Annotated in this window: 13 protein-coding genes; 5 read left to right on the top strand and 8 right to left on the bottom strand. The window is 56.7% G+C overall.

Features of this window, described 5'->3' with window-relative positions:
• Positions 1–15 precede the first annotated feature (15 nt).
• From Q0932_RS08385 to Q0932_RS08410, 6 genes are read right to left on the bottom strand one after another with little or no spacing between them, the layout of a single operon-like run.
• The gene (locus Q0932_RS08385) at positions 16–387 is read right to left on the bottom strand and encodes a Na+/H+ antiporter subunit G (RefSeq protein ID WP_299351308.1); all 372 of its coding nucleotides are present in this window, start codon (positions 385–387) and stop codon (positions 16–18) included.
• Between the two features lie 10 nt (positions 388–397).
• The gene (locus Q0932_RS08390; protein WP_299351310.1) at positions 398–667 is read right to left on the bottom strand and encodes a K+/H+ antiporter subunit F; all 270 of its coding nucleotides are present in this window, start codon (positions 665–667) and stop codon (positions 398–400) included.
• Positions 664–1,155: a Na+/H+ antiporter subunit E gene (locus Q0932_RS08395; protein WP_299351312.1), complete on the bottom strand. Its 492-nt coding sequence runs from the start codon at positions 1,153–1,155 to the stop codon at positions 664–666. The genes Q0932_RS08390 and Q0932_RS08395 overlap by 4 nt, the downstream gene beginning before the upstream one ends.
• Before the next feature lies 1 nt (position 1,156).
• Positions 1,157–2,701 (bottom strand): monovalent cation/H+ antiporter subunit D, encoded by a 1,545-nt coding sequence (locus tag Q0932_RS08400; RefSeq protein ID WP_299351314.1) that lies wholly within the window; start codon positions 2,699–2,701, stop codon positions 1,157–1,159.
• Positions 2,698–3,054, bottom strand: a complete 357-nt coding sequence (locus Q0932_RS08405; protein WP_299351316.1) for a Na+/H+ antiporter subunit C — start codon at positions 3,052–3,054, stop codon at positions 2,698–2,700. The genes Q0932_RS08400 and Q0932_RS08405 overlap by 4 nt, the downstream gene beginning before the upstream one ends.
• A gap of 1 nt (position 3,055) precedes the next feature.
• A complete protein-coding gene (locus Q0932_RS08410; RefSeq protein WP_299351318.1) occupies positions 3,056–5,920 on the bottom strand; it encodes a monovalent cation/H+ antiporter subunit A in 2,865 nt (954 codons plus the stop codon).
• 322 nt (positions 5,921–6,242) lie between these two features.
• On the opposite strand from Q0932_RS08410, the gene Q0932_RS08415 reads away from it, so the two are divergent.
• From Q0932_RS08415 to Q0932_RS08435, 5 genes are read left to right on the top strand one after another with little or no spacing between them, the layout of a single operon-like run.
• Positions 6,243–6,848: a VOC family protein gene (locus Q0932_RS08415; RefSeq protein WP_299351320.1), complete on the top strand. Its 606-nt coding sequence runs from the start codon at positions 6,243–6,245 to the stop codon at positions 6,846–6,848.
• Complete coding sequence (locus Q0932_RS08420) at positions 6,845–7,324, top strand: GNAT family N-acetyltransferase (RefSeq protein WP_299351322.1); 480 nt, start codon at positions 6,845–6,847, stop codon at positions 7,322–7,324. The genes Q0932_RS08415 and Q0932_RS08420 overlap by 4 nt, the downstream gene beginning before the upstream one ends.
• A gap of 42 nt (positions 7,325–7,366) precedes the next feature.
• Positions 7,367–8,047: a molecular chaperone DjiA gene (locus tag Q0932_RS08425; RefSeq protein ID WP_299351324.1), complete on the top strand. Its 681-nt coding sequence runs from the start codon at positions 7,367–7,369 to the stop codon at positions 8,045–8,047.
• Positions 8,047–9,072, top strand: coding sequence for an endonuclease/exonuclease/phosphatase family protein (locus Q0932_RS08430; protein ID WP_299351326.1), 1,026 nt, complete (start codon positions 8,047–8,049; stop codon positions 9,070–9,072). Before Q0932_RS08425 ends, Q0932_RS08430 begins: the two co-directional genes overlap by 1 nt.
• 38 nt (positions 9,073–9,110) lie before the next feature.
• Positions 9,111–9,479 carry a hypothetical protein gene (locus Q0932_RS08435; RefSeq protein WP_299351327.1) on the top strand — a complete coding sequence of 123 codons (369 nt, stop codon included), beginning with the start codon at positions 9,111–9,113 and terminating at the stop codon, positions 9,477–9,479.
• Here the strand turns inward: Q0932_RS08435 and Q0932_RS08440 are convergent, their stop codons facing one another.
• Together Q0932_RS08440 and Q0932_RS08445 are read right to left on the bottom strand one after the other, a co-directional pair.
• Positions 9,480–11,021 (bottom strand): Ppx/GppA family phosphatase, encoded by a 1,542-nt coding sequence (locus Q0932_RS08440; RefSeq protein ID WP_299351329.1) that lies wholly within the window; start codon positions 11,019–11,021, stop codon positions 9,480–9,482.
• 53 nt (positions 11,022–11,074) lie between these two features.
• Positions 11,075–13,249, bottom strand: a complete 2,175-nt coding sequence (locus tag Q0932_RS08445; RefSeq protein ID WP_299351331.1) for an RNA degradosome polyphosphate kinase — start codon at positions 13,247–13,249, stop codon at positions 11,075–11,077.
• Positions 13,250–13,269 lie beyond the last annotated feature (20 nt).

Here is a 13,269-nt window from a genome sequence, read left to right on the forward strand (position 1 = left end):
CTAACGCTGCGAGGGTCATTCGCCCTTGGTGGGGGGCGGATCGTCGTAAACCGACCAACCATACTCTGATTGCGAGCCTGGCAGGTCGTCTTCTTTGATGTTCCTGATGATATAAGTTTTGGCGACAAAGTTCGCGGTTATTGGTGCCGTCAGGAAGAGAAACAGGGTGATCAGGAGTTCGTGAAACGAAACGGTATCCTTGACCAAAAGCGCATAGAGCATGGAGGCGATGAGCACACAACCGATCCCGAGCGTCGTCGCTTTGGTCGGGCCGTGCAGACGCTGCATAGACTCACGCAGTTTGATCAGACCAAAGGACCCGACCAGACCAAACAGACCTCCACAGACAATGAAAAAGGCGATCAAGATTTCTGAAACAGATGCCACAGTGGTCCCCTCACTCGATGATGTCGCCGCGCAGTACAAAGCGGCAATAGGCGACGGTGGAAACAAAACCGACCATTGCGACCAGCATGGCCGCCTCGAAATAGATCGCCGTCCCTTTCAGAATGCCATAGAGCACCAAAAGCGCGATGACGTTGATCACCATGGTGTCCAGGGCAAGGATCCGATCCGCAGAGTCCGTTCCCACCAGCATTCGCCAGAGGCACATCAGCAATCCGACGCCAAAGCAGGCAAAGGCAAACAACAAGGCTGCAGTGATCATTCGAATATCTCCTTCAGGGGTCTTTCGTAGCGCTGCTTGATGTTGGCGACCTCGCCCTCAGGGTCTTCGGTATGAAGGCAGTGAACCAGAATTGAACTTGCATCAGCCGACAGCATTGCCGACAGGGTACCGGGTGTCATGGTGATTGTACCAGCCAGCACGGTGATGGCCTCGGGAGAGGTCAGCTCCAGCGGGACGGTGATCCAACGGGATTTGAAATTGGCATTGGGCTTAAACGCGATCATCAGAGCCACCTGAACATTGGCTACAACGATGTCCGAAAGTGCGACAAGGATGTATCGAACGACGACCAAGGGGCGGCGCAGCGTCGGTTGATCCGGCCAATAGGGCGCAGTGATCATGGGAACGACCAACCCGAAGATGGCGCCAAGCAACAGGTTGCCGGGCGTTACCTTGTTCACGAGGCCCAGCCAGACCAATGTCAGGGTGATGCTCAGAAGCGGATGTGGGATCAGCCTGCTGATCATGTCATTCCTCCCCCTCGGTGCCGAGGACAGATGTCACATAGCCGTCGCGGTCAAACAACTGCTCGGTCGCCCCGTCGAGGTAGTTTGAGACCGGTCCCGCCAAAACAGTCAGCGCGGCCAGAACTGCGAGTGCTACCACGGTAGGCGCGACTTCGGTGGCTCCGGCGGGGCGCTTCGTTGGATCCTCGTCAGCTTCGGGTGTTTCTTCGTCTGCGTCGTCATTGGTAACGCTGACCGATTTCCAGAACAGCTGGCTGCCCGCACGTGCCAAACCCACAATGGTTAAGAGAGAACCGAGCAGGATGGCGGCCCAGGCCCACACCATGGTGCCGGGATCGCGCAGGGCATCTAGGACCAAAAGTTTGCCGAGGAAGCCACTGAGGGGTGGCATGCCAGCCATGGCGATGGCGGCGGCAAAGAACAATGCTGCGAAGAGGCCATTCTGCACGGTCGCCGGTTGTACAGCGAGACTGTCTCTGCCACGGCGTGTGACAACCAGATCTGCAACGAGGAACAGCACCGCCGCGGCGAAGGTCGAATGCACCAGATAATAGAGAGCGGCCGTTGTCGCCTCGGGTGTAAAGGCCGAGATTGCAGCCATCAGTGTCCCCATCGAGCCGACAACCGAGAAGGCGATCAATGGCATCAGACGGCGCGCGCCAAGCACTCCAATTGCGCCAATCGCGATGGTGACAATGGCAGCGGGCAAAAGCCATGTCTGTACAAGTCCATCGGTCGCGTCGATGCCAGGGCCAAACACCACCGTGTGTATGCGCAGGATCGCATAGGCACCGACTTTGGTCATGATCGCGAACAGTGCAGCGACCGGGGCAGGGGCGTTGGCGTATGTGGCCGGCAGCCAGAATTGAACCGGGAACAAGGCCGCCTTGAGGCCGAAGACGATCAATAAGAGCATCGCGGCGACGCGGACCAGCGCCGCTTCTTCGGGAGGGATCTCTTGCAGTCTCAGCGCCAGATCGGCGATGTTCAGCGTGCCTGTCGTCGCATACAACACACCCAGCGCAAACAGGAACAGGGTGGAACCGGCAAGGTTTATCACCACATATTGCAGGCCAGCGCGCATCCGATCTTTGCCACCAGAGTGGATCATCAGACCATAAGAGGCGATCAGCAGGATTTCGAAGAACACAAAGAGGTTGAAGATATCGCCGGTCAGAAAGGCGCCGACGATGCCCATCAGCTGGAACTGGAACAGGGCGTGAAAATGCCGTCCCCGGCTGTCCCAGCCCGTCGCAACCGCATGTAACAGCACAATCAGTGCCAAGACGCTGGTCAACAACACCATTACCGCAGACAAACGGTCCAGCACGAGCACGATGCCAAACGGTGCAGGCCAGTTGCCCAAGTAGTAAACCTGAGGATCGCCACCGGACATAACGAAAAGCCCTACGGCGATAGCCAGCATCGCAACGGCGCCAAAAATCGAAGCCGTACGCGCCAACACGATGTCGTGGCGCATAACGAAGCCAATAACAGGGGCAAGAAGCGCCGGAAGTACGACGGGCGCAATGATCCAGTGATTCATGGCGCGTTGCCCTCCTCGGTCTCGTCAGGGCTGTCCATGTCTATCTTGTCGTCATCGGATTCCACAAATGCGCCAAGGGCCACCATCACGAGTACCGCGGTCATGCCAAAGGAAATCACGATCGCGGTCAGCACCAGCGCCTGGGGCAGCGGGTCGGTATAGCCGGCATCGCCGTATTTCGAAAGGATCGGTGGCAGGTCGATGGCCAAGCGGCCCGAGGAAAACAGGAAGACGTTCACCGCATAGGACAGAAGCGCAAGACCCAGGATCGTAGCAAACGTCCTCAATCTCAGGATCAGGTAAACCCCGGCAGCTGTCAGGGCAGCCACGGAGCTGGCGACAACTATTTCCATATCAGTTTTCCTTCTCTTCCGCCTGACCGTGGTCAGACGGGTCGTAGTCCATCGGCTCGACATTCACGGTTTCACCGGCAAAGCGCGCGATCCGCGACAACGAATGCAACATCAGCATGACGGCACCAAGCACGGCGAGGAACACTCCAAGGTCAAAGAAAAAGGCGGTTCCGATGCCAAATTTCTCGATGAGTGGGAGCTTCACATAACCATAAAGACTGGTGAGGAACGGCGAGGCATAGAGCCATGCTGCGGCTCCGGTAAGCCCGGCCACCAAAACGCCCCAGCCGATGAACGAGTGGTAATGGATGCGCTGACGCATTTGCGTCCATGCAAACCCTGACGCCATGTATTGCATCAAGAGCGCGATCGAGATGACAAGGCCTGCAACAAATCCACCGCCCGGCTGGTTGTGGCCGCGCAGGAAGATATAAGCGCCAACCATAAACGCCACCGGCATCATTACCCGCGTCGCGATCACCATCATCAAGGGGTGGCGGTCGCGGGAGCGGTCAGCTGAGAAATCTGCATTGCGCAATTTGCGGGCAGCGGGCCCGTTCAGCAGGGCCTCAATCACTGCGTAGATGATCAGCCCGGCGATGCCCAGAACGATGATCTCGCCATAGGTGTCGTAACCCCGGAAGTCCACGAGGATAACGTTGACAACGTTGGTGCCGCCACCGCCCTCGTAAGAGTTGTCCAGATGGTATTGCGAAATCGTCGAGGTATTGCGCAGCATGAAGCTATAGGCCAGCGCACCTACGCCACCGCCTGCTGCCAGCGCAATCACACCGTCTCGTAAACGACGTCCTGTGCCACTTTCAATGGGCGAGGATTTGGGCATGTAGTGCAACGCGAGAAGCAGCAACATAATTGTGACGGTTTCAACCGAAATCTGGGTCAGCGCGAGGTCGGGTGCCGAGAGGTACACGAACCCGACCGAGATGGTCAGGCCAATAACGCCGATCACAACCAGCGCCAGGAACCGCTGGCGGTGCAAGAAGACGACCGAAACCGTGGCCGCAAGCAGAAGGATCCAGCCTACGAAAACCAGCGGTGGGATCGGCAAAAGCTCACGCGTTGGTGCGGGCATGCCGGCATCGCGCCAGGCAAGGTAGCCAAGCGCGGTTGTGGCCACAACGAAGATCGCCAGATAGCGCGACATCGCTCCGTCATGCGTGGCTTCGCTGATCCTGCGTGAGACGGCGACCAGCGCTGCGATCAGCCGATCAAAGATGGCCTTGGCCTCGGGACGCGGCATCGCAGCCCAAATCCGGTCAAGCGGCGCATGCATGAGCAACAGAATGAAACCCGCCAGCGTCGCAAAGCCGGACATGTAGAGCGCGGGGGTAAATCCATGCCAGATCTTGAGGTGGAAATAGGGCATGTCTCCGCCCGTGACCGCATAGGCGGCGGTCTTGACCAGCGGCTCAGCGAGGAAGGGCATCAAACCGATCAGCACGACCAGCACGACCAGCAATGCCGGCGCGGCCCACAGACCAAAGGGCGGGTCATGGGGCTTGGACGGATAGTCGTCCCGTACAGGCCCCAGGAATACGTGGCCGATAAAGCGGAACGAATAGGCCACGGACAACAGCGCGCCAATCGTGGCCATGACCGGAACGGCATAGTAGCTGCCCGCCCATTTGGTATGGGCGGCTTCCTCGAGCATCAACTCTTTCGACAGAAACCCGTTCAAGAGCGGAATTCCCGCCATCGACAGCGCCGCCAACGTTCCAATCACAAAGGTGATCGGCATCAATTTGCGCAAACCACCCAGCCGTTTGATGTCGCGGGTATGGGTCTCATGATCGACGATACCCGCGGTCATAAACAGCGCTGCCTTGAACGTCAGGTGGTTGATAATATGGAAGACAGCGGCCATCGCTGCGAGCGGCGTGCCAAAGCCCAAAAGCATCGTCAAAAGGCCAAGATGGCTGACAGTCGAGTACGCGAGAAGCGCCTTGAGGTCATCCTTGAACAGCGCGATCAGCGCGCCGATGACCATTGTGACTAGGCCGGTGGTGGCGACAATGTAGAACCAGGCGTCAGTTCCTGCCAAAGCAGGCCACATCCGCGCCATCAGGAAAACACCCGCTTTCACCATGGTGGCTGAGTGCAGATAGGCCGACACCGGTGTTGGCGCGGCCATCGCGTGGGGCAGCCAGAAATGGAACGGGAACTGGGCCGACTTGGTAAAGGCACCCAATAAGATCAAGATCAATGCTGGCATGTACCAGTCCGAAGCACGGATCAGGTCTCCTGCTTTCAGGATATCGGTCAGGTTGTAGCTGCCCACGATATTGCCAAGGATCAGCATGCCACCGATCATCGCCAATCCACCTGCACCGGTCACGGCCAGAGCCATGCGCGCGCCCTGACGGCCTTCAGGCAGGTGCTTCCAATAACCGATCAACAGGAATGAGCTAAGCGACGTCAATTCCCAAAAAATCAACAAAAGAAGGATGTTGTCAGAAAGAACAATGCCCAGCATTGCGCCCTGGAACAGCAGCAAAAATGTATAGAACTGTCCCATCGGGTCATCGCCCGACAGGTAGAAACGCGCATAAAGCGTAATCAAAAGCCCAACGCCAAGGATCATCCCGGCAAAGAGCAGTCCAAGGCCGTCCAGGAAGAAGGAGGCCGACAAGCCCAGTTGCGGCAACCATTCGATCTCGGCCGTGATAACCTGTCCGCTCATGACCGCCGGCGCTTTGACCAAAAGCATGATCAGGGCCAGCGCCGTCGGTACCGCAGTGAACGTGGCGCAAGCGTTCCGGCCAGCGCGGATCATGATCCCGGGAACGAGCGCCCCGATAAATGGCAACAGTGCGATGATGATGAGCAAATGGTCGTCTATGGTCACTGACACTTCCTGTTCCTTAGCCTATGTTGCCATAAACGTGGTGATCTGCACAATTCATGACGAGATATGCCAGTCTGTAACCAAAATCAATCGAGCCACGCGCGGAGTCGGTCAAAAAAGGGCGTCTTGGCAAAATACCTCGGTTTCTTGGTCCCAGAGGCTCGGATTTACCCCGCAATGAATATGCCTTGACGCTGAGTTGCCGCCGGAGCCGATTGTTTCGTTTTCACAATCATCAGTCTTTCACTTTCTCAGAACATAAGGTCATGATGCGCGGGAGCGGTCGATCTTTTTTCGGCCTAAAAGGCTTTGGGAGCTTCAAGTGATTTTTGACCATTTTGCCGTATCAGCACTGACTCTGGATGAGGCCGTGTCTCATGTCGAAGAAAGTCTGGGCGTCAAAATGGGTGCGGGAGGGCAGCACGCCCATTTTGCCACGCATAATCGCCTGATCGGTCTTGAGGATGGGCTCTATCTTGAATCGATTGCCGCCGATCCAACGGTGCCGGCCCCGTCCTATCCGCGGTGGTTTGACCTTGATGTTTTCAAAGGCGGGCCGCGGATCACCAATTGGATTTGCCGTGTTGATGATCTGGAGAGCGCTTTGGAAGGTCTGCCTAAAGGGGCAGGAGACCCCGTTGCCCTGACCCGCGGTGATCTTCGCTGGAAAATGGCCGTGCCTGCGAATGGTAAGTTGCCCTGTGACGGGGCGTTTCCAGCCTTGATTCAGTGGCAGGTTGAAAATTTGCCGGGGCTGTCGCTGCCATCCGCCGGGCTGCGCTTGATGCGTCTTGAGATTGCTCATCCCGAAGCCAAGTGGCTGAGCGAAACCGTCCCTCTGAATGATCCAAGAGTGGTGTTTGTTTCTGGCGATTTCGACATGCAAGCCACGTTTGATGGCCCAAACGGCACACGAGTTCTGCGATGATTTTGCGTCCAGCCATTCCAAAAGACGCTCCGGTCATCGCACAAATCTGGAACCGGGAAATCTGCGATGGCGTCAGCACGTTCAACTCGGTTGAAAAACCGGACGATGAGGTCGCGTCGCAGATCGCGGCGTGTGGCCCTGCGTTTCGGGTTGCAGAACTGGGCGATCAAGTCATTGGTTTTGCAACATTCTTTCCATTCAGAAACGGCGTTGGTTACGCCCACACAATGGAACACACAATCTATTTGGATCAGAGCGCACGAGGGAAGGGCGCAGGCCGAGCATTGATGTTAGAGTTGGAGCAAGTCGCGAAGGGTCAGGGCGTACATGCCTTGGTCGCAGGGATTGGCGGAGAAAACGCTGCGGCGATTGCCTTTCACGCGGCGATTGGATTTGAGCAGGTCGGAAAGATGCCTCAGGTCGGCCGCAAGTTTGATCGTTGGATGGATCTTGTGCTGATGCAGAAAATCCTCTGATGTCGCGATGACATTCCTTTCATGAGCACATAAGCTGTCGTCATGTCGATCTGGACCCGCATCAGCAATGTCGTCGCGTCGTTGGCCAAAGGCGAGAGCCTTGCCAATGTCTTTGAGCATTTAAGAACGCCGCCCGAGCGCTCGGTCGCCTTTGCAATTGCCGTCGTGGCCTTGGGCGCCAAGATGGCTAAGGCCGACGGTTTGGTAACGCGTGATGAAGTCACCGCCTTTCGCGAGGTGTTTCAAATCGCACGCAGTGACGAAGCTGGTGCTGCGCGCGTATTCAACCTTGCCCGACAGGACGTCGCCGGATTTGAAGAATACGCGCTGCGGATCAAGGGACTTTTCGGCGAAGAGCACGAAAGCTACCTCGACCTGATGGAAGGGCTGTTCCACATCGCGATGGCGGATGGGGAATACCACGAGAACGAGAATGCCTTTCTCGCACGGGTCGGTGACATCTTTGGTATGAGCGAGCTTGAGTTTCGCGCCTTGCGTGCCCGGTTTGTGCCCGATGCCGACAACGATCCGTTTACGATTCTTGGTGTGCCTTCCGATATGCCGTTGGAAGAAATTCGCAAAGTTTGGCGCAAGTTGGTTCGCGAAACGCACCCTGACAGCATGATTGCACGCGGTGTCCCAGAAGAGGCTGTGAAACTGGCTGAGAAACGCATGAGCGACATCAACCGTGCCTGGGATGAGATCAACGGATCCGGCGGCTGATGCGCATTGCCACCTATAACGTCGAATGGTTTTCGAACCTGTTTGACAGCACCGACCGCCTTTTGATGGACGATGGCTGGTCCGGGCGACAGGACGTCACACGCGCCCAGCAGATCGAAGCACTGGGCATCGTGTTCACGGCCATTGATGCCGATGCGATCATGGTGATTGAGGCACCGGATGAGAACGGCCGTCATTCGTCTGTTATGGCACTGGAGAGCTTTGCCAATGCCTTCAGACTGCGCAGCAACACGGCTTTGATCGGCTTTGGCAATGACACCCAGCAGGAAATCGCGCTGCTGTATGACCCTCAAAAACTGAGTGCCCGCCATGACCCGCAAGGGCATGAAACCGGTAAGAAAGGCGCCAAGGATGCGCCGCGTTTCGACGGGGTCTTTCGAATTGATCTTGATGTGGATGCGACTGAAGACATGGTGCGGTTTTCCAAACCACCGCTCGAGGTTGCCCTGACCACCCAAAAGGGAACGGATCTGCGCCTGATAGGCGCGCATCTCAAATCCAAGGCTCCGCATGGCGCGCGTGGCCGTGACGAGATTATGAAGATGTCGATCGCCAACCGACGCAAACAACTGGCTCAGGCCATTTGGCTGCGGCATCGCGTTGAGCAGCACCTTGAAGCTGGCGAGCCATTGATTGTTTTGGGGGATCTCAATGATGGTCCCGGTCTGGATGAGTACGAAGATCTGTTCGGACGTTCATCGGTTGAGATCATCATGGGCGAATTGGGCCACGATTGCCTATATGACCCACACGCGAGGCAGGCTATGCAGGCCCGCTTTGGGGCGCAGGCGTCGACCTCGCGTTTCTACATTGCCCAGAAAAAGCGCTATATTCAGGCCCTTCTGGACTATGTGATGATTTCACCGGACTTGCGCTCAAAGTCCCCTGAATGGCGCATCTGGCATCCCTTCGATGATCCGGACTGTTATGCCTTGCCAGAGCTAAGGGATGCGCTTTTGACCGCGTCAGATCATTTCCCAGTCGTGCTGGATATCGACGTCTGAGCCTTTAAACGAAAGCGTTCGATGGTTATATCTAAGCCATGAAACCTGTGTCCCTGTTACCCCGTGTCGCCCTGATCGCAACCCTTGCCGCTGGCCCTGCCTTGGCCACTGATGAGACCGAAGGCCGGTCCATGATGGAACACGGCCTGTTGCTGTTTCTGGAAGGGTTGCAAAAACAGATGGAACCAGCGCTGAAGGATCTTGGGGATCTGGCGGAAGAGTTTGGGCCGGCATTGGACTCGTTTGCCAATGAAATGGGGCCAGCATTGGCTGACCTCTTGGAACAGGTGGAGGACTGGAGCGCTTATGAAGCGCCAGAAGTACTTCCAAATGGCGATATCATTATTCGTCGTAAGCCAGTCGAAGAGACCCCGGACGAGGCCGAAGACGGCGCGACAGACATCTGACTACTTTGAAATCCGCACTTCTCCGGTGGCGTTCAGCGCATCCAATAACGACTGGAACCGAGCTTTGGCGACCTCGCCATAAAGGGCAGCGGCGGTAGGTGGCAATGTCAGCTGCAGATGGCGTTTCTTGGGACGCCATTTTAGCTCGCCAGTGTCCGCTGAATTGTCCATCCAAAGCATTGCACCAAAGCGCAGCGCCTTGCCGAGCACCTCGGCCTGTTTCTTTTGTTTGTCGTCCAGAACGGCGAACATATCCTCAAACCGGGTGCCTTCATATTTGTTGCGATAGCGGTGCAACAAAGCCATTCCCAGAAAGACGCGCTCGGAATGACGCAACCCACCCAGATTCGCGCGGGTTGCATAGTCAAAACAGGTTTCCGCCCGATAGTCTGGATGCGCGCGCCAACTGACATCATGCAAAAGACACGCCGCTTTGATGATGCGGCGCCGATCCTCGTTGGCGGCATTGAATAGGGGTTGAATGAACTGGAACAGCACCTTGCCGCACCCCGGGATGCGGGCATCCTTGGCTTCGGCAAATCGGCAGGCTTCGATCAAAGGATCACGCCGACGCAGACGATCGGGCATCTGCTCATAGAGCATGCCTTCGCGGATACCATAAGAACTGACTGCGATATCATGCGGTTTGAACCGTCGTATTACGCCCTTCAGCACATCGATGGCATAGGGCACAAGGGCCATGCGGCTGGCCGAGACCCCACATTTCTGTCGCAACTCTTCGGGGTCATGATCTTTGATGAATTCCGCCGTGGCATTAATTGCCTTTGCGCTCATCCGGTATTCATGCAGGACGTGCAGTGGATAACCGCGACGATACATGTCGATCCGGGCAATGGCGCGCCAGGAACCGCCAACCAGAAATAGCCGATTTCGCTGGCTGCCCATTTCTTCCTTAAGGGCATCCAAAGTCTCGTTGATATAGGCGCGGCGCCCTTTCTTTCCGCCTTTGATGTCCTTGAGTTTGAGAGGGCCCAAAGCCGAGGTCACCCGTTTGCCGACAGTGTCGCGGTCGATCTCTGCCAGCTCCATGGAAGATCCGCCGATGTCGCACACGAGGCCATATGATCCGGGCCAACCCAGAAGCACACCTTGCGCCGACAACCGGGCCTCTTCCTGTCCGTCGATTACGTGCACCTTTAGCCCGGTTTCACGAAGAACCTCTTCACAGAAATCCGGCCCATCTTCGGCCTCGCGCACCGCAGCAGTGGCAACGGCGGTCAGCTCACCGTGACAAATCTGACGAGCGACTTCCTGGAAACGGCGGATTGCGGAAAGGGCTCGCTCGCGTCCTTCGGGGTTCAAACGTCCTGTTTCTGACAGCCCGGCACCCAAGGCACACATGATTTTTTCATTGTAGAAATAGGCCGGGCTTCGGGCAGCGCCGTCAAACACCACAAGCCGAACCGAGTTCGATCCTACATCGACCACGCCAACACGGCTGAGCGCGCGTGCTGAATGGTCGTCAAACAGGGGTCGACCAAAAGGTCCCCATTCCTGTGTGGTGTCGGTCGTTCCGTCCATGGCGTTCCCCAAGACCCGTGCGGACACCAATCTGCGTCAGCGCGCGGGCTGGGTCAATCTTCGGTGTGCGTCAGTTTGGGCACATCCGACGCGCCAGCCGATCCGCGCCCAGACAGGGAAGGGTTCTCCATAAAGAACCTGTGGCAATTGAACGCAAACTCTCCCTCGGGGACAACACATCGGTCAAACGACCCATCCGGGTTCATCACCCAGCTTTGGGCGACATCCGCGAGATTCGCGGCCATGATCTGGCTGACGATCTGCGCTTTGACCGTGGCATTGCCGACCTCGACAAGCGTTTCAACTCGGCGATTGAGGTTGCGGCCCATCCAGTCAGCGGAACTGATATAGACCCGCGCCTTTTTGGATGGCAGGCCATAGCCGTTGCCGAAACAGGCAATTCTCGAGTGTTCCAGAAAGCGGCCGACAATCGATTTGACCCGGATGTTCTCGCTGAGACCCTTCACGCCGGGGCGCAACCCGCAGATGCCACGCACAACAAGGTGAATTTTCACGCCGGCCTGGCTGGCGGCATAAAGCGCGTCGATGACCTCGGGCTCGATCAGCGAGTTCATCTTGGCCCAGATCTGGGCGGGCTTGCCAGCCTTGGCATGTGCGATTTCGTCATGAATTCGCTCAATCAGCGTTGATTTCAACGAATGCGGTGAGATCGCGATGTTTTCGAGTTTTTCGGGCTGAACATAGCCGGATAAATAGTTGAACACCTTGGTCGCATCCCGCCCAAGGGCGGCATCACAGGTGAAAAAGCTAAGGTCGGTGTAAATCTTGGCCGTGATCGGGTGATAGTTGCCGGTTCCATAGTGAGTATAGGTCACCAACTTATCGCCTTCACGGCGCACCACGGTCGAGATTTTGGCGTGGGTTTTCCACTCGGTAAAACCATAGACGACATGCGCGCCGGCACGTTCCAAACGTCGCGATTGGCGGATGTTGGCGGCCTCGTCAAACCGGGCCTTCAACTCGACCAGCGCGGTGACCGACTTGCCATCTTCTGCGGCTTCGCAAAGCGCCTCCACGATGGGAGAGTATTTTGAAGTTCGATAGAGCGTTTGTTTGATCGCCAGCACGTTGGGATCTGTCGCCGCTTGTTTGAGGAACCGCACGACCATGTCAAAGGTCTCATAAGGGTGATGCAGCAGCATGTCCTTTTGCTTGATCGCTGCAAACATATCGCCGTCGTGGTCCTGCACGCGCTCTGGTACACGTGGCGCGAAAGACGGCCACAAGAGATCGGGGCGCTCGTCCAATACCAGCTCACTCAGGTCTGAGACGCCAATCATACCTTCGATTTCGACCATTTCCTCAGGGTCGACATGCAATTCATGCATGATGGTGTTTTTTAAAGACTGAGGCGCATTGGCCGACATCTTGAGCCGCACCACCTCACCCCGACGCCGCCGTTTTAGCGCGACTTCAAATTCGCGCACGAGGTCTTCGGCTTCTTCTTCGACCTCTAGATCACTGTCACGCAAAACCCGAAAGGTACAATGTCCCTTGGTGCTGTATCCAGGGAACAGACTGTCGAGGTGCAACAGCAAGAGGTCTTCCAGCGGAAGGAAGCGCTGGGTGCCATCGCGCGAAGGCAGGCGCACAAAGCGGTCAATCTGATGGGGAATTGGCAGCAGGGCTTTTAGCCCTTTCTTGTTCTTCTTCCGCTCCAGTTGCAGGGCCAGTGAATAGCCTGTGTTTGGGATGAATGGGAACGGATGTGCCGGATCAATGGCCAGTGGCGACAGGATTGGGAACACCTGATTCATAAAGACGTCAGACAGGAAATCCCGATCCTGCTCGTCAATGTTTTCGTGATCCAACAAGAGGATGCCTTCGGCTTCCATCTCTTGCTTCAGAACGCCAAACACGCGTTGCTGTGCCATCATCAGATTGCGTGCGTCTTCGTTGATCAGCAGCAATTGATCCGTGGGGCTCAGGCCATCTTGTGCCGGGTTGGTGTGACCTTCGCGTTGCAATTCTCGCAGGCCTGCGACACGAACGGTGTAGAACTCGTCCAGATTGGTTGCCGAGATCGACAGGAACCGCAGCCGCTCGAGCAATGGAACCCTCAGGTTTTCGGCTTCTTCCAGCACCCGCCAGTTAAACCCCAGCCAACTTAGCTCGCGGTTATAGAACCGCCCCGGACCGGTCAGATCGATGTCGGGCAGATCAACAGGGGTCGGAAAATCGGATTTCAAAAAGTCAGCATGGGTCATGGACGAACTCTGCCATCTGA

This window comes from uncultured Shimia sp. (assembly GCF_947498095.1).
Lineage (GTDB): Bacteria > Pseudomonadota > Alphaproteobacteria > Rhodobacterales > Rhodobacteraceae > Shimia.